The following is a 16,315-nucleotide window of genomic DNA, read 5'->3' as shown; positions in this document are numbered from 1 at the left end:
ATTGCATGATGTCCGACGACGACCCCTTTGCAGAGCCGGATGACACTGAAAAAACAGTGATCCGCCCCAATCCGGGTGGTCGTCGCCCCGTCGCGCCTCTTGCTCCGCCTGTTGCTGCTGCAACTCCTGCACCGCAGGACCCTCCGGTGCAGGCACGGCAAGCCGAGGTGCAGGATTACGGCCTGCCACAAGGGGCTGGTCCGGTATCGACTGCGCCCCGGCAGCAGGAAACGCCGGTTTCACAGGCGATGACTGGTATGAATCGGCTCAATGCCTGCGGGTCGACGCTCTTTGCGCTTGTCAGCCGGATCCGTAACCGCGCTCAGCACCGCGACGCGGAAGCATTGCGCCGCTCGGTCGTGGGCGAGGTGCGTAACTTCGAGAGCCGTGCTCTGCAAATTGGCATTGATCCACAACAGGTGAAGATGGCGCGATATGCAATCTGTGCCACCCTGGATGATGTGGTCTTGAATACACCATGGGGCGGACAATCCATCTGGGCCCTACAGTCGCTCGTCGCCACCTTCCATCGTGAAACTGTGGGCGGAGACAGATTTTACGATCTGCTTGCCAAACTTCAGCAACAACCCGGCCAAAACGTCGACGTGCTTGAGTTCATGTTCATGTGCATGTCGCTCGGCTTTGAGGGACGCTTGCGCATTGCTGAAAATGGTCGCGACAAGCATCAGCAGATACGCAGCAATCTCGCCGAGGTCATTCAGGCACAGCGGTCGGAAATCGAGCATGACCTATCTCCGCATTGGCATGGCGTTAAAAAGGCGCATAAGGCCAGATCCGCTTGGCGCCCGCTCCTGATCGCATTCGGTGCGCTCGCCGCCTTATTGGGTGTCGGATACACGAGCTTGCTCTATGCCCTCAGCGGCCAGACAGAACGGGTTGTGGGTCAACTGTCCGTTCTGGAGCCCGTCGGGAGACCGGAACTTCTGAGAAGAGCGCCGCCTCCTCCGCCTCCGCCTCCGCCTCCGGTTGAACAGATAAACAAGGTGAAGGCGTTTCTGGAAGAAGAGGTTGCCGAGGGCCTCGTGACCATCTTCCAGAATGGCAACACCATCACGATCAGGTTGACCGGCAACGGTATGTTTAGTTCGGCGTCCGACAGCCTGCAGGACAAGTTTCTTCCGGCAGTAAACCGGGTTGCCGAAGCACTTAATGACGAACCGGGCCCGATCATTGTCGTTGGCCATTCAGACAATATTCCAATCAACACTGCGCGGTTTCCGAACAATCGGGCACTTTCGCTAGCGAGGGCAAAATCCGTCATGCAGACAATGGCGGGTAAACTGACAGACCCTTCGCGCGTCAGCGCAGAAGGTCTTGCCGACAATGCCCCGATTGCGGCGAATGATACGCCTGAAGGTCGCGCCAAGAACCGCCGGATCGAGATTGCGATCGTCAGGACGGATGCGCAATGAAGGCGGGCAAGTTCTTTCGGGCATTCGTCTCTTCGCCGGCTATCATCATTTACGTGACGATCGCGCTGAGCCTGTCAATATGGTTCTTCGGTCCACTCTTGGCTATCGGTGACGCCCGACCATTTGACAGCCGCCTCGCCCGTGGTTTTTCTGTTGCCGCTTTTTGCCTGTCTGCTCTCGTCTTTATCGCTCTGATCCTGTGGCGCAATGCCCGTAAGGACAAGAGGATGGAGGAGGAAATTGTCGCCCAGGAAGCGACGGGCGACGATGTGGTGACAGCCGAGCTTGGCGACCTGCGCACAAAGCTTCGTCAGGCGATTACGCAGCTTCGCAAGGCCAATCGAGGCGGAGGCCATCTTTACGAACTTCCGTGGTACATAATGATTGGCCCACCCGGGGCCGGAAAAACAACAGCGATAGTGAACTCCGGACTCCAGTTTCCCTTGTCGGAGGAAATCGGCAAATCGGCAATAGGTGGCGTCGGCGGTACCCGTAATTGCGACTGGTGGTTCACCAACGAAGCCGTACTGCTGGATACTGCAGGCCGCTACACCACGCAGGAGAGTGACAGGGAAGCAGACAAATCCGCCTGGCTGGGCTTTCTGACGATGCTCAAGAAGTACCGGCCTCGCCAGCCCATCAACGGAGCCATCGTTTCTATTTCCCTGTCGGATCTTGCGTTGCAGGACGCGTCGACACAAAGGAGCCACGCGCTGGCTGTTAGAACGCGCTTGCAGGAACTGAGAGAACGGCTAGGCGTGAGGTTTCCCATTTACGTTCTCTTTACCAAGGCCGATCTAGTGGCTGGTTTTGCAGAGTTTTTTGAGCCGCTTGGCAGGGAAGATCGCCAACAGGTTTGGGGCTTTACGCTACCGATTGAGGGGAACGATGGCGAACCGGCTATCCTCGCCCGTTTCGACGAAGAGTTTTCCGCGTTGCTCGGACAGCTCAACGCGCAATCCTTGAAACGTATCAAGGAAGAGTCGGACCCGGAAAGACGGGCACTGGTTGCTGGTTTCCCAATGCAGATGGCCAGTATCCGTGCGATTGCAAAAGACTTCCTTACCGAGGTTTTTCAGGGCAGCCGTTTTGAAGACATGCACTTCGTTCGTGGTGTTTATCTGACTTCCGGCACTCAGGAAGGCACGCCAATCGACCGCCTGATGATGGGCATGGCTCGAACGTTCGGTATTGGCCGGCAGGCCATAGGTTCTGGACAGGGAACAGGGCGGTCCTATTTCCTCACAAACCTGTTTGACAAGGTGATGTTCCCCGAGGCTGGTCTCGTTTCCGCCGATGACAAGGTAGAACGTCGCTATCGCTGGGCTCGGGCCGGTGCCATTGCCGCCGCCTTGGCCGTTTCTATCGGCTGCGGTGCATTCTGGGCGAATAGCTTCATCGGCAACAGACAGCTCTTGGCAACTGCTACAGCCGATATAGATCGCTACCGCGCACTAAGCTCTGCGATACCGGGCAATCCGATTGGCGATTCCGATCTACTGAACGCCCTCCCGGCTCTTAACACTTTAAGGGATCTGCCTGCCAACCCAGCAGTCACGGATGCCGTAGTTCCAGCCCGGCTTGGCTTTGGGCTCTATCAGGGTGAGCACGTTGGAAACCAAGTCGCGCAGACTTACCGCTCCGCGCTCAACCAGCACTTTCTCCCTCGGCTACTGCTCCGCCTAGAAGAACAAATGCAGGGGAACATAAACAATTCCGAGTTCCTCTATGAGGCCCTGAAGGTCTACCTAATGCTGGGGCTACAGGGGCCGATGAGTAGCGATCTGATCAAGGATTGGATGGAGATCGACTGGTCTCTGACCTATCCGGGCGAGGCCAATGTCCAAGTCCGTGCTGATTTCGCCTTCCACCTCGATGAACTGCTATCCCAGCCGATGCTTGCAATCGAATTGAATGGCCCTCTGGTAGAGCAGGTACAAGTTCTATTGAGCGAATTGCCACTGGCGGAACGAATCTACAGTGGCATCGTCAACAGCCCGGCGGCGACGGCTCTACCTGAATGGCGCCTGACTGATATTGGAGGTCCTGCCGTCAGCCGTGTTCTCGTCCGCCCCTCCGGGAAGCCGCTATCGGAGGGCATTGAAGGCATCTTCACAAGGAAAGGGTTTCACGAGGTCTTCCTGAATGAGGCACTCAGTGTTGCCGAAAGGGTTCAGCGTGAAAGCTGGGTCTTGGGTCCGCGTGGCGAGGCGGAGCAAAGTGAGGCAGCACTTCTGACCATGAGCCGCGACGTGCTGGATCTCTACTACACCGATTACGCTGAGCGGTATGAAAGTATTCTGGGCGATGTTGATATCATTCCGCTCGGCAGCCTCCGCCAAGCCGTTGACGTAACAAACGTACTGTCCGGGCCGACATCGCCGGTCGTGAACATTCTGACCGCGATCAGCGAAGAGACTCGGCTGGCCGAGCCGCCGCAGTCTGCCGAAATCGAAGTTCCCGATGGTGCTACAGCCGTCGCAGGCCAACTCGTCCGGCAGCGGGCGAGAGGAACGAACGCCGTTCTTCTCCGCGCGCTCTCCCAAGCCGCAGGTAGCGGTGCAGACGGACAGCCCGCGCCTCCTGGTAGTTATGTGGAAGAGCGGTTTGCCTGGCTTTCCAGTTTAGTCGCCCGGGTTGACGGCCAACCTTCGGAACTGGATGGCATCATCGCAATCCTCGGTGACGTGTACCGTGAACTGAATAAAATCGAATTGGCAGGCGGCGGCGGAGCTGGTGATAACTCTGCATTGTTCCGGTTCCGGGAGGCGACGGCCCGGCTTGATGGTCCGCTCCAGCGGTGGTCGAACCAAATATCGTCGGGTTCCTCGGACATCACTGCGGATGGAGCCCGCGCACAGATCAATGCGCGCTGGCAGGCTCAGGTCTTGCCATTCTGCACGCAGGCTCTTTCGGATCGATATCCAATCAACCGACGCGCCAAGGCGGATGTTGCCATGCAGGATTTTGCCCGCCTGTTTGCACCGCAAGGAATGATCGATCAGTTCTTCGCGGAAAATCTGTCCGAGTTCGTCGATACACGCACCCGGCCTTGGTCCTGGAAGCAAGCCAATGGCGGCGCCGACCTTGGCATATCCCAGAAGGTGCTGGAAGAGATGCAAAAGGCTGCAGAAATCCGCGACACTTTTTTTGCTTCGGGGGCGGCACCAGCCATCAGTTTCCAGATCACGCCGGAAGCGCTCGACACCAACGCGCTGGCAGTGGTTCTCGAAATTGACGGTCAGCAGGTCGGATTCAATCACCGCAGCGGCCAACCGACGCCTCAAGCCATCAGCTGGCCAGGTGCCGTCGGGATTGCAAAGGTCGCGATCGCCCCCAGCGAGCCGGGGCGTGAGAATAATATAGTGAGGGATGGACCTTGGGGTTGGTTCCGATTGTTGGACAGCGCCGAGGTTCGCAAAACCAATGCATCGGACAGGAGCCGCGTTATATTCAATATCGGTGGCAGGATCGCAATTTTTCGTTTGCAGACAGGTTCGGTGCTGAACCCGTTTACGCTGCCAGCGCTCTCTACCTTCAATTGTCCGAAGTCACTCTGATGCCGCGTTCGTTCGGCGCCTACGGCAAAATGCCGGCATTGGGTGATTTCTTTCGGATCGAACTGCCTGCCGCCTTCGTCGGCCCATTCGACGAATGGATCCAGCGATGGATGGTTCAGGTAAAGGGCGACTTCGGTCCGAACTGGAACGAGGTATACAACTCCGCCCCCATCTGGCGTTTCGGTCTGGCCGGTGGTCTGGCCGGCCCATCACCCGTGATCGGCGTAATGATGAACTCCGTCGACAGAGTTGGCCGCCAATTTCCGCTGGTTTTGGCAGCTCAACTCGAAGAGGGCGAGTGTCCCGTATTTGCTCACCTCTCAGGTACGGCTCTCTTCGAGACGCTGGAATGCGTTGCGCTGGATGCGCTTGAAGACACTATGTCCCGAGAGGTTTTGAAGGAACGTCTCTCCGCATTGAATTGGGAAATTCCTGTTGTCTCCCGACGCAATTGCAAAATGGCGGAAAATGGCTGGAGGCTTTCGGGCCGTGCAACAAACATTCGAGACATGCTTGCGGCAAGGTTTCTTAAATCGCAGTATCCGGAGGTAAGCGTCTGGAGCGCGAGAGTGAGCGAAACCGAATACATGGTGTGTCATACGGGTATGCCTGAAGCCAGCGATATGAAGGCGTTTCTGGATATCGGTTGGATCGGCAGTGAGGTGCCCGAAGAATGACCGAATTTCTTTGCAGTGCCGTTACCCATGTAGGCAAAGTGCGCACGATCAATGAGGACAGTATCCTCAGTTTGCCGGAACAAAGACTGTGGCTCGTCTCTGACGGCATGGGGGGCCACTCCTCTGGTGATTTTGCCAGCCAGACAATTGCGGAATCCGTGGCAATGCTTTCTCCGGAACTATCGCCAGGAGATCAGATGCGGGCGGTGCGTGAGGCCATCCATGGTGCCCACAATACAATCCTTCAGGAAGCAAAAGAGCGCGGCGGTTCTACAATAGGCGCGACCGTCGTGGCGCTTATGTTGACGGAATCGCATTTTGTGGCGTTCTGGGCAGGCGACAGTCGTCTTTATCGGCTCCGCGACAATGAAATCGAATTTCTCACGACCGATCATTCAATCGTCGCCGACCTGGTCCTCGCCGGCCAGATGACATGGGACGAGGCGGAATTGCATCCCAATTCCAATGCAATTACCCGGGCGGTAGGTGTCGGCGATGAACTGGAACTGGACAAAATTCGCGGAGACGTGAAACCCGGTGACAGGTTCCTGCTGTGCTCCGATGGCCTCACCAAATATACGACAATGGAAATGCTGAGATCCGAAATCGCGCAGACGCCGATTACGACCGTTTGTGATCGACTGCTTCAGATAGCTTTGGCCGGTGGTGGAGCCGACAACATCTCCATCATCGTTGTGGATGTGCCTTCTGACGGGTCATCTGCGGGTAATCAGCAGCCTGCTGTCGAATGAGATTATTCCCGAGGCGACGCCCGCTTCCTGCAGCGCTGAAACGAAGTCACTTACCGGCTCGCTGGCTGGTCGGTTCGTTTGCAACAGCGGCTCGGATGAAAGGAGAACCACCAACTTGCCCGTACCGAGCGCTGTGTCGTCCACCACGAATGCCATCTTGTCCGGGCTCAGGGCATCCTCCACGGGCCAGGTCAGCCGGATCTCAACTGATCCACGTTCGCCATCCCGCAGGCTCTGAACGCTATTGTCTGCTCGGTTGGCATGCGGCAAGAGGTGATAGGCGGTGCCGGTGACGTCGACGAAAGATGCCCAAACGTAACCGTCAAGAATCTGCTCCGGCAGGTTTATGGCAATCACCGGGTTTTCGCCTACCCGGTAGACATTCGACGCGTTAAGGTCGTCCTTTGCGCCGTAGCCGTAGATGATCTGGATACCCGCCGACGGAACGTTGCGCAACATCTGGTCGATGCGGCAGAGGTCTTCGCCCAGAATTTGTGTTCGCATTCGGATCGGTCGCGCACCCACAAGGCTCTGCAGCGTAGCCGAAAGTTCGTCTCTGCGGGCAGCAGTCGCCATGGTTCCTGCCACCAAAACTTCCGCGCCCTCGCCGTAACCTGCATTCGGGGATTGCGGCAGAAACAACGGGCCGCAATCGGCAAACCTGTCAATCACAGCCTGAACAGAAGCGCGCGGAATCACATTGCCGACGATGTCGATTGTGGCCACGCCCCGCAATCCCTCGTCCATAGAGACCGGGCTAAATGCCACTTCGATCCGCTCAGCCAATGCAGGGTCCGATGTTTCACCTGTCACCCGGGCGAAGTTTCCGCTGGCGAGAAAGCGCCATTCTGGCAAGTCGCGAAGTTCGGTGATCAAGGCAACCATCGTATCGCCCCAGTTATCGGAAATGTCGCCTGAGGCAATTTCCACGGCGGCCACCCCACCTTCGGCTTCGATGAGAGAAACCAGCGCATCGCGGGTCTCCACGTCCGGCGCATATCCGACGAGACGAAGTGTTTGGCCCGACTTACGCTCGCCGATTAAGGTGTAGGGGTCGGCACGGGGAATACCTTGCGCGGATTCAGGCTCGGGCGCGGCAGTGCGCGTCGGTTCCGGCTCCGGTTCGACAACAGGCACTTGCTCCGCCGGTAACACTGCTACTGTTTCAGTATCGGCGGGTGGGATAGATTGGGCGATCGGCTTTTCTGCAACGGGCTGCATTTCGGAGGTAGTGAGCTGGTCACGATCCAGGATGCCCGAAAAATAGGTTCCTGCAGCCACGGCGACGATCGCCAGAGGTATCAGAAGAATGACAACCGGAACCTTTTTTCGTGCGGGATTGGCCGACTGTGGTTCCCGCGGAATGCCTGTCATGCCAACAGTTGATTGTTCGGGCCTCGGCACCACACTGATTGGTCGTGCGCCTATTACGGTTTGCTGGAAAGCTGGGTCGATCTCGTCCAGAATCTCCAGAACCGACTGATACCTTTCATCCGGGTTCGGTTGTGTCATCCGATCAATGAGCGATTTCAGCGGTTCCGGCACGCCACTTGTATCCAGCGGCTCGTTTTTCTTGGCGATCACCTCCATCGGGTTACGTCCGACGTTTGGAGTTTCGCCTCGGAACGAAGCCAACAGCAATGCTCCAAGAGAATAGATGTCCGACCGCGAATCCGATGTTCCGTTCAGCTGTTCAGGGGCCGCGTAGGAGTATTTGCCCGCGAATTCGTTACCAACAATCGTACCGGCGCCGGGGTTGCTGTCCTTGGCAATGCCGAAGTCGATGATCACGGCCTCGGTCGGATTTCCATTGCGCAAAATGATATTGTCCGGCGAAAGGTCCCTGTGAACAATGTTTCTGGCATGTGCGACATACAGACCATCGGCAAGTCGTGCGGCAATTGTCATCAGATCGTCTGCCGGCAGGCCGCCACTGTGCAGCTTCTCATCCAATCCCGGACCGTCCACATAATCCATTACCAGATAAACATGGCCTTCCGGTGTCAGATGGTTCTCGGAATAACGGACGATCGCATCGTGCCGGATCTCCCGGATCTCCTCTTCCCGCTTCATCAGCAGAAGGTAATCTTCATTGCCGGAAAACTCGGATCTCAAGACCTTGATCGCCACGACACGCTGGGAGATCTCGCTGCGCGCTCGATATACCTCCGACGTGCCGCCGCGCCCGATGATACCCTCAATCCGATAGGTGTTGTTCAACACCATGTCAGGCTGAAAAGTATCGCTCGGCCGACTCTCAAGCATTGGTCAACATGTCCGGGAGCACAAAGGCCCGCATCAAGACCCCTCGATGAGGTTGAAGGCCAACCAGAGCCGGAAAAATTGTTCCTGAATTCAATTGCATCTGATGCCCGTTCTTACTTGCGAGAGACTATACGACTGTGTGAACCAGAACAACGCCATTGCCGGAACATGACACCTCGAACAATGTCCTTAATTTCGGTCTGGCAAGTGGCTACAAGGTATTTGCCCCGTTTTTGCGGCGAGTGAAAGGAAGGAAATGCGGTTTTTGCCAGCGATCCTGATAGCGGTTGCCATCATAATGGTACCTGTCGTCTGGATTGTGTTACCAAAGCTACTCTCGGAAGCGCCAGTAGACAGTTTTGGTGGCCCAGCCGTCGATAGCGGTGCCCGCATCGAAATCGAGAACCTTCGCCAGCAGATTGAAGCGATGCAGGAAAGGATGACTGCGCTGGAGCAAAGACCGCCGGCACCGTCACCTTCTGCCATACCTCCAGTGTCTCTTGGCTCACCTCAGGAGGAAATCCTGCCGGGAGACGGTGTCAATTCCATTATCGATGCCTACGCGCAGGTTGTGCTGATTGCCAACCGCAGAAACGTAAACAAGGGCATTTCGGTTGCCGGACCGCGGTTTCTTGAGCAAACGCTGGGCCGCCCCCGGGAGGAGTTGGGCGATACTTGCGAGCCAATGACGAACCCAACCCTGAAGGGCAAGCTTGTCGTCGCGGACGTTGGGCCTATCAAGGTTCGAATGCTCGACCCGGCGGTCGACTCCCTTCGTCGTGTGTTCGAAAATGTCCGAGACAGCGACCCGGACTTGCATGACCGGATCAGTACAGCGGGCTCACTCTGTGTACGGCGAATTCGGGGGAGTCGGAACGCGCTTTCAAGTCACTCATTCGGACTAGCGGTCGATTTGAATATCGATGGCCACCTAGACACACTTGGTGACGGCTACACCCAACTTGGCCTGACGATCCTAGCCGATTTCTTTAGAAGTGAGGGATGGATTTGGGGTGCAGGCTTCTCGCGCGAGGACAGTATGCATTTCGAAGTGAGTCAGGAACAGGTTCTGAAATGGCGTACCGAAGGCAAGCTTTGACAGCCTTTCTGTCGAAACTGGTGCCTAGAGTTTCGAACCGGTGGTGCCCAGGAGAAGACTCGAACTTCCACGTCCTTTCGGACACTGGCACCTGAAGCCAGCGCGTCTACCAATTCCGCCACCTGGGCAGGTGCTGTTCGGAGCCTGCCGTTTAGCCGCGCTGGAAACGGGTGTCAACGGGATAACAGCAGGTTTTCCCGGCGGTCGACCTGATCCATCTGGCTTCATCCGGAATTCATCCTTGTTGCATTAGATCATGAGCGGTATTTCGGGAGAAACCTCAGGAAGGCGCTCGTCATGACAAACGCATCACCCCTCGTAACGATCTTCGGTGGCTCCGGTTTTGTAGGCCGCTATATTGCGCGACGCATGGCGCGATCAGGTTGGCGGGTTCGCGTTGCTGTGAGACGTCCCAACGAGGCTTTGTTCGTCCGCACCTATGGTACAGTCGGGCAGGTTGAGCCTGTCTTCGCCAATATACGTGATGATGCGAGCGTTGCTGCCGCAGTTTTGGGTTCCTCCGCGGTGGTCAACGCGGTTGGCATTCTTGCACCCAGCGGAAAGCAGACGTTCGAAGAGGTGCAGGCGGACGGCGCAGGACGAATTGCTCGGGCAGCTACCGCAGAAGGCGTGGCCAGCCTGGTGCATATTTCGGCGATCGGCGCAGACTCAGACAGCGAGAGCGATTATGCGAGTTCGAAGGCGCTAGGTGAAAAACTTTTGATCGAAGCCTTTCCTGGCGCGGTCATCCTTCGGCCCTCAATTGTCTTTGGTCCGGAAGATCAATTCTTCAACCGTTTTGCCGGAATGGCGCGGATTGCACCATTTTTACCTGTGATAGGAGCGGACACAAGATTTCAACCTGTTTACGTGGACGACATTGCCAAGGCTGCGGAGAAAGCCGCTATGGGAAAAGTTGAAGCAGGAGTTTATGAACTTGGTGGCCCGGAGGTCGATACGTTCCGCGGATTGATGGAGCGAGTGCTGAAGGTGGTTCGCCGCCGAAAATGGATTGCCCCAATTCCATTTGGTGTCGCGCGGGTTCAGGGCTCGATATTTGATTTTCTCAGCAGGATGTCCGGCGGTTTGCTACCTGCGCCCGTGACGCGCGACCAGGTGACATTGTTGGAGAACGACAACGTAGTTTCCGAGGGTGCGAAGGGATTCGCCGAACTCGGTATTGAACCGGTGGAAATGGCAGGCGTTCTGGAAGAGTACCTGTACAGCTACCGGCCGTATGGTCAGTATTCCGACATCACTGAATCCGCCAAGCACATGAAAGCCTGATCAAAGATAGGCGTAGCCCAGGATCGCTACGGCGAGAAAGATGCGGTAGACGACATAGGGCGTAAAGCTGATGCTGCGGAGCAGGCGCATCATCAGTATTAGGGCTACAAGGGCTGCAACGAATGCAAAGGCAGCCGCTATGGCGGCCTGTCTGGCAAGGTTCCAGTCTGCTTCGCCCACGACATCTCCTGCGAGGAGTGTGCCGGATGCAAGAATGGTCGGGATGGACATCAGCATCGCCAATCTGGCGCTTTCGGTTCGCGTGTATCCCAACGCACGCGCTCCACTGATCGTGACGCCGGAGCGGGAAGCGCCAGGAATGAGGGCAATGGCCTGCCATAGGCCCATGGTTATGGCGTGGCGCACCGTCCAAACCTTTGCCGTTCGGATTTCGGGGTTGGTGCGGTCAGCCCAGTAGAGAACGAGTCCGAAGATCAGGGTCGACCATCCGACCACGACCGGCGAGCGGAGCGCATCGACGAAACCCGTGAGTTTCAGCGCCAGTCCAAAAATGACGACTGGGATCGTTGCTATCACAAGCAGGAAAGTTAGCCGGGCGTCGGGATCCGCAAGATTTCCTCTCAACAGCGGAACGATTCCCCTGATCATCCGCATCATGTCGGCGCAAAAATAGAGCATGACTGCGCCCAAGGTGCCGACGTGAACTGCGATGTCGAGGGCGGTTCCTTGATCGTCAAAGCCCATAACCGCAGGCAGCAGGATCAGGTGTCCTGATGAAGAAACAGGCAGAAACTCGGTGATGCCCTGCACGATGGCAAGAATCAGAAGATGTGCGAGGGTCATGTGGAAAAACTCTGACGATGTTTATGAGCGTGTGCTATCATCTCAGTGTAAACAGGGCCAGAGTGATAGATAGGTCCGGTTTGATACCTAAAATAGAAAAAATTGCGCGAGTTTTTGGCGAAGAAGTGCAAATCGCGGTCATTTAGGTCAGCAAGTATGACTTTATTTTTATTTTAGACCGCGCTATGACTCGGGTCTCACAGGGGATGTGGGTTGTTTTTGGTGTTTTGGGTTGGCGCGGTGATGGTTGCGGCCCGGGCATCATGAAAGCTGCATTCCAGGCGGAAATGTCTGCTGATCTGTAAAGGTTACGACCGTTTCGGGCGGTTGGTGGGCTGGCGTGTCGCCGGTCCTTTGGTGCGAAACATATGGTCTCGGGAGATCCGGTTGATGGCGCAAAATAGGATGTTGCAGTTCGTGGATGTAGCCCGCGCCACGCCGCCAAAGCGGGCGGCGGAAGAGCGTAAGGGTGATTTCGACGAGATCTACCGGGAATTCGCGGCGGAGAAGGCGAACGAACAGGCCGGGCGGTGCAGCCAGTGCGGCGTGCCCTACTGCCAGACGCATTGCCCGCTGCACAACAACATCCCCGACTGGCTGAAACTGACGGCGGAGGGGCGGTTGCAGGAGGCCTATGAGGTCAGCCAGGCGACCAACACCTTCCCCGAAATCTGCGGGCGCATCTGTCCGCAAGACCGGCTGTGCGAAGGCAACTGCGTGATCGAGCAGTCCGGCCACGGCACGGTGACAATCGGCGCGGTGGAAAAATACATCACGGACACGGCCTGGGAAAAGGGCTGGGTGAAGCCGATACAGCCTGGGCAGGAACGCAAGGAATCCATCGGCATCATCGGCGCGGGGCCGGGCGGGCTGGCGGCAGCGGACATGCTGCGGCGGCAGGGTTTTCAGGTGACGATCTACGACCGGTACGACCGGGCAGGCGGGTTGCTGATCTACGGCATCCCCGGATTCAAGCTGGAAAAAGACGTGGTAACGCGCCGCAACGACCAGTTGGCAGCGGGCGGTATCACCTTCAAATTGAACTGCAATGTCGGTGAGGACATCAGTTTCGCGGAGATCCGGGAAGCACATGACGCGGTGATCATCGCCACCGGCGTTTACCAGTCACGCGAACTGGGCGGGCCGGGTGCGCGACTGAACGGTATCGTACGCGCGATTGACTTCCTGACCGCCTCCAACCGCAAGAGCTTCGGCGACGAGGTGCCCGAGTACGACAGCGGCGAATTGAACGCCGACGGCAAGAACGTGGTCGTGATCGGCGGTGGCGACACGGCGATGGACTGCGTGCGTACCTCTGTGCGGCAGGGCGCGAAATCGGTGAAACTGCTGTACAGGCGCGACAGGGCAAACATGCCCGGCAGCCAGCGGGAAGTGGAAAACGCCGAAGAGGAAGGCGTGGAATTCGTCTGGCTGACCGCGCCGCGCGGCTTCGTCGGGGAAGGCAATGGCCCGGACGGCGAAACGCCGACCGGCAGCGTGAAAGGGGTGCGCGTCGCAAAAATGCGATTGGGTGCACCGGATGCCACCGGCCGCCAGAGCCCGGAAGTGATCGAGGGTGCGGACTACACCGAGGACGCCGACCTGGTGATCAAGGCACTGGGTTTCGAACCGGAGGAACTGCCGAAACTGTGGGACGAACCGGGGCTGGAAGTGACGCGCTGGGGCACGGTGAAGGCCGATTTCGGCACCAAGGAAACGGCGTTGCCCGGCGTTTATGCCATCGGGGATATCGTGCGCGGGGCGTCGCTGGTGGTGTGGGCGATCCGCGACGGTCGCGAGGCCGCGGAAAGCATCATCCAGAGCCTGAACGCCAAGGCCGCCGAGAGCGTAGCGGCGGAGTAAAAGCCCGATCTGGGTTTGGTATGGGTTTGGTATGGGTTTGGTATGGCTGATTTGCCGGTTTTGCCGAAGTTTCGAAAACCGACAGGTCAGCGATCATTACCAAATTCGGCAACCGACGAGAGGACGGGCGATTTATGAGCGATATCCGGACAGGCCGCTGTCTCTGTGGTTCGGTTACTCTGCGCATCGCCGTGCAAGGCGGTGGCGTGAGTGCCTGCCACTGCAGCCAGTGCCGCCGCTGGACAGGCGGGGGGCCGCTCTATTCCATCCGGGCCGACGTTCTGGAAACGACCGGAGAGGCCGCCATCGCGAGCTATCGCCACAGCGGTTGGGGTGAGCGGACTTTCTGCGGCACCTGCGGTACCACGCTTTACTGGCGGATGCAGGGCCGGCCCGTGGCCTATGTCGCGCCGGGCTTGCTGGACGATCAGGATGGATTGACCATGGAGTCCGAGATCTTCGTGGACCAGCGTGCGCCATGGATGCAACTTGTGGACGGAACATCGCGCACGACGGAGGCGGAAGAACTGGCGGAACTCGAGGCATTTCTTGAGAAGGAAAAGGCGGATGGCTGAACCGAGAACCGGGCGTTGCCTGTGCGGCGCCGTGACCTTCACCGTGACGGACGAGATCAATGCACTGACGGCCTGCCATTGCGGCATGTGCCAGCGCTGGGGCGGCGGCGTGCATGTGGGCTTCGACACCAGCCCCGCCGGCGTGACCTTCGAGGGTGTGGACAACATCACGGCCTACCAGTCTTCCGACTGGGCGGAGCGGGCCTTCTGCAAGACCTGCGGCTCGCACCTCTATTACCGGCTGACGATGGAGGGCCCGCACAAGGGCGTCTACGCGATGGGCGTGGGCACGCTGGATGCGCGCGACGGGTTGCCGCTGGCCAAGGAGATCTTCGTGGACAGCAAGCCGGACGGTTACGCCTTCGCGGGCGATCACGTGCGGATGACCGAGAAGGAATTCATGAAGTCCATCGGGGCGGGGGAGTAGGATTCCGGTGGTGAAGTTCCGCAACAATTCAGGGCATCACAGCGCAGCGGCGGGCCGGAGGGCGGGCTTCGCCTTTAATTCCGTGCGGGCGATTTCGGTGGCCCTGGCTTGCCTGCTGTTGACCGGAGTATTTCCTGCTGCTGCACAGAGTGCGGAAGACGTTGCACCCAATACGGCCACGGTCACGTTCCCCGACGAGGGATGCGAAGGGATGGAACGCCCGTTTCGCGTTCGTGGTGAGGGGATTCCCGCGCGGACCGAGCAGAGAAAAAGGATGGCCGTCACGCGCGGGCTGACCAAAGAGATTTTTGAGATTAACGTGGTCATCGAAGACGCGTTGCCTGTTTTCGCGGATTTTGATCTGCTGTTCTGCAGGCAGCCCTTCGGCTGGGAGCGGCAGAGCGGTGGCATCGTGACGATCCACGATGGTTCCGGCTTCAGGGCTGTATTTCCGGAAGAGGCGGCGGGAGAGTATCCGGCGCTGCGATATGCCAAAATGAGCACATGCTATCTGCCCACCTCCCCGCACAATATCTGCCTGACGGTCGTCTTGTCCGAAGAAGCGCAGGCAGCGCTGGAGCGCGCGAGTGGCATCGCAGCCGAGGTCGCCAATTTCGAGTTTCTGATCGAGCCCGGAGAGCCTTTGCATGAGTGAGGATCGGGTGACGCCATGCTGAACCTGCGCAAGGGCATACAGCGGATACGGGAGCGGCTGCGGACGGAGTGTCTTTTCGAGGACGGCACGCTCTATATCTCCGCCATTCCCGGCACCGGGACGGAGGCAGTGGTGGTGTTCACCTCGCTCAACGGAAATTACGCGGCGCGTGGCGGGCAGTCGGAATTCATCGGCACGGCCTCCAAGGGCGGCGAGCGGGCCTGCATCTTCGTGACCGACAAGACGCAGAGCTGGTATCAGACGAAGGGGTTGGCCGAAAAGGTCGTGGAGGTCGTGCGCGGGCAGTTGGATGCTTGGGGGTCGCAGCGGGTGCTGGCGGTGGGCTACTCGATGGGGGCCTATGGCGCCATGCGGCTGGCGAAGCGGCTCGGCGTGCATTCGGTGCTGGCCTTCGGGCCGCAGTATCACCCGGACCCCGAACTGGTGCCCGGTGATCCGCGCTGGCCGGAGGAGCGGGGGGCGATTGCCGAATTCACGCTCGGACCCGTCGGCGAAGAGATGAGCGACGACATCGCCTATTACGTGCTGCACGGGCGGCAGGGGTGCGACATCCTGCACTGGTCGCGGTTTCCGCAGGGCCCCAACATCCGCCATTTCATCGTGCCGATGATCGGCCATGCTGTGACGCCGAAGTTGAAGGAGGCTGGCGCGCTGCCAGCCTTGTTCGACGCCGCCTTCGAGGACCGTTTCCAGAAGTTCCGCAAGGTGATCTGGCAGGTGAAGGCACGACTGCGCCAGCCGGGTGAGACCTGGGAGACGCATCCAAACCACTGGTACTACAAGGAAATTCTGAAAGTGCCGCATCCCGATGATGTTCGAGGAGCGGCGCAATGAGACGGTGCATTGCACCCGGCATAGCATTACCGGAGGGCCAGCGGCCTTCCCCGAGCGAGGAGT

13 protein-coding genes and 1 tRNA gene are annotated in these 16,315 nt (G+C 58.3%); 11 read left to right on the top strand and 3 right to left on the bottom strand.

The features are described 5' to 3' along the window. Positions 1-5 precede the first annotated feature (5 nt). From tssL to GO499_RS15835, 4 genes are read left to right on the top strand one after another with little or no spacing between them, the layout of a single operon-like run. The gene (gene tssL, locus GO499_RS15850; protein ID WP_348520784.1) at positions 6-1,433 is read left to right on the top strand and encodes a type VI secretion system protein TssL, long form; all 1,428 of its coding nucleotides are present in this window, start codon (positions 6-8) and stop codon (positions 1,431-1,433) included. Next, complete coding sequence (gene tssM / locus GO499_RS15845; RefSeq protein ID WP_161863087.1) at positions 1,430-4,993, top strand: type VI secretion system membrane subunit TssM; 3,564 nt, start codon at positions 1,430-1,432, stop codon at positions 4,991-4,993. The genes tssL and tssM overlap by 4 nt, the downstream gene beginning before the upstream one ends. After that, complete coding sequence (tagF, locus tag GO499_RS15840) at positions 4,993-5,670, top strand: type VI secretion system-associated protein TagF (RefSeq protein WP_161863086.1); 678 nt, start codon at positions 4,993-4,995, stop codon at positions 5,668-5,670. The genes tssM and tagF overlap by 1 nt, the downstream gene beginning before the upstream one ends. Then, positions 5,667-6,422 (top strand): PP2C family protein-serine/threonine phosphatase, encoded by a 756-nt coding sequence (locus GO499_RS15835; protein WP_161863085.1) that lies wholly within the window; start codon positions 5,667-5,669, stop codon positions 6,420-6,422. The genes tagF and GO499_RS15835 overlap by 4 nt, the downstream gene beginning before the upstream one ends. On the opposite strand, the gene GO499_RS15830 is transcribed toward GO499_RS15835, so the two are convergent. Next, positions 6,387-8,687, bottom strand: coding sequence for a serine/threonine protein kinase (locus tag GO499_RS15830; RefSeq protein WP_161863084.1), 2,301 nt, complete (start codon positions 8,685-8,687; stop codon positions 6,387-6,389). The two genes, GO499_RS15835 and GO499_RS15830, sit on opposite strands and share 36 nt — an antisense overlap. A 256-nt stretch (positions 8,688-8,943) precedes the next feature. Between GO499_RS15830 and GO499_RS15825 the strand changes: the two genes are divergently transcribed. Then, complete coding sequence (locus GO499_RS15825; RefSeq protein WP_161863083.1) at positions 8,944-9,786, top strand: M15 family metallopeptidase; 843 nt, start codon at positions 8,944-8,946, stop codon at positions 9,784-9,786. A 41-nt stretch (positions 9,787-9,827) separates the two neighbouring features. On the opposite strand, the gene GO499_RS15820 is transcribed toward GO499_RS15825, so the two are convergent. Next, positions 9,828-9,914, bottom strand: a tRNA-Leu gene (locus GO499_RS15820). Between the two features lie 169 nt (positions 9,915-10,083). On the opposite strand from GO499_RS15820, the gene GO499_RS15815 reads away from it, so the two are divergent. Further along, positions 10,084-11,073 carry a complex I NDUFA9 subunit family protein gene (locus GO499_RS15815; protein WP_161863082.1) on the top strand — a complete coding sequence of 330 codons (990 nt, stop codon included), beginning with the start codon at positions 10,084-10,086 and terminating at the stop codon, positions 11,071-11,073. Here the strand turns inward: GO499_RS15815 and GO499_RS15810 are convergent, their stop codons facing one another. Continuing rightward, on the bottom strand, positions 11,074-11,877 hold the full coding sequence (locus GO499_RS15810) for an undecaprenyl-diphosphate phosphatase (protein ID WP_161863081.1): 804 nt from the start codon (positions 11,875-11,877) through the stop codon (positions 11,074-11,076). Between the two features lie 390 nt (positions 11,878-12,267). Between GO499_RS15810 and GO499_RS15805 the strand changes: the two genes are divergently transcribed. The 5 genes from GO499_RS15805 to GO499_RS15785 all read left to right on the top strand — a co-directional run bounded on the left by GO499_RS15805 (position 12,268) and on the right by GO499_RS15785 (position 16,252). Further along, complete coding sequence (locus GO499_RS15805; RefSeq protein ID WP_161863080.1) at positions 12,268-13,740, top strand: NAD(P)-dependent oxidoreductase; 1,473 nt, start codon at positions 12,268-12,270, stop codon at positions 13,738-13,740. A 134-nt stretch (positions 13,741-13,874) separates the two neighbouring features. After that, a complete protein-coding gene (locus GO499_RS15800; protein ID WP_161863079.1) occupies positions 13,875-14,315 on the top strand; it encodes a GFA family protein in 441 nt (146 codons plus the stop codon). Next, positions 14,308-14,742 (top strand): GFA family protein, encoded by a 435-nt coding sequence (locus tag GO499_RS15795; protein WP_161863078.1) that lies wholly within the window; start codon positions 14,308-14,310, stop codon positions 14,740-14,742. The genes GO499_RS15800 and GO499_RS15795 overlap by 8 nt, the downstream gene beginning before the upstream one ends. Before the next feature lie 10 nt (positions 14,743-14,752). After that, positions 14,753-15,397 carry a hypothetical protein gene (locus tag GO499_RS15790; protein ID WP_161863077.1) on the top strand — a complete coding sequence of 215 codons (645 nt, stop codon included), beginning with the start codon at positions 14,753-14,755 and terminating at the stop codon, positions 15,395-15,397. Between the two features lie 15 nt (positions 15,398-15,412). Further along, complete coding sequence (locus GO499_RS15785) at positions 15,413-16,252, top strand: alpha/beta fold hydrolase (RefSeq protein WP_161863076.1); 840 nt, start codon at positions 15,413-15,415, stop codon at positions 16,250-16,252. Positions 16,253-16,315: the final 63 nt, after the last annotated feature.

The sequence above is a fragment of the Algicella marina genome (assembly GCF_009931615.1).
Taxonomy (GTDB): Bacteria; Pseudomonadota; Alphaproteobacteria; order Rhodobacterales; family Rhodobacteraceae; genus Algicella; species Algicella marina.
This window is presented reverse-complemented; position numbering and strand designations above follow the sequence as displayed.

Coding starts and splice junctions, on each gene's coding strand:
- tssL (WP_348520784.1), top strand. CDS start 6: ATGATGTCCGACGACGACCCCTTTGCAGAGCCGGATGACACTGAAAAA.
- tssM (WP_161863087.1), top strand. CDS start 1,430: ATGAAGGCGGGCAAGTTCTTTCGGGCATTCGTCTCTTCGCCGGCTATC.
- tagF (WP_161863086.1), top strand. CDS start 4,993: ATGCCGCGTTCGTTCGGCGCCTACGGCAAAATGCCGGCATTGGGTGAT.
- GO499_RS15835 (WP_161863085.1), top strand. CDS start 5,667: ATGACCGAATTTCTTTGCAGTGCCGTTACCCATGTAGGCAAAGTGCGC.
- GO499_RS15830 (WP_161863084.1), bottom strand. CDS start 8,687: ATGCTTGAGAGTCGGCCGAGCGATACTTTTCAGCCTGACATGGTGTTG.
- GO499_RS15825 (WP_161863083.1), top strand. CDS start 8,944: ATGCGGTTTTTGCCAGCGATCCTGATAGCGGTTGCCATCATAATGGTA.
- GO499_RS15815 (WP_161863082.1), top strand. CDS start 10,084: ATGACAAACGCATCACCCCTCGTAACGATCTTCGGTGGCTCCGGTTTT.
- GO499_RS15810 (WP_161863081.1), bottom strand. CDS start 11,877: ATGACCCTCGCACATCTTCTGATTCTTGCCATCGTGCAGGGCATCACC.
- GO499_RS15805 (WP_161863080.1), top strand. CDS start 12,268: ATGGCGCAAAATAGGATGTTGCAGTTCGTGGATGTAGCCCGCGCCACG.
- GO499_RS15800 (WP_161863079.1), top strand. CDS start 13,875: ATGAGCGATATCCGGACAGGCCGCTGTCTCTGTGGTTCGGTTACTCTG.
- GO499_RS15795 (WP_161863078.1), top strand. CDS start 14,308: ATGGCTGAACCGAGAACCGGGCGTTGCCTGTGCGGCGCCGTGACCTTC.
- GO499_RS15785 (WP_161863076.1), top strand. CDS start 15,413: ATGCTGAACCTGCGCAAGGGCATACAGCGGATACGGGAGCGGCTGCGG.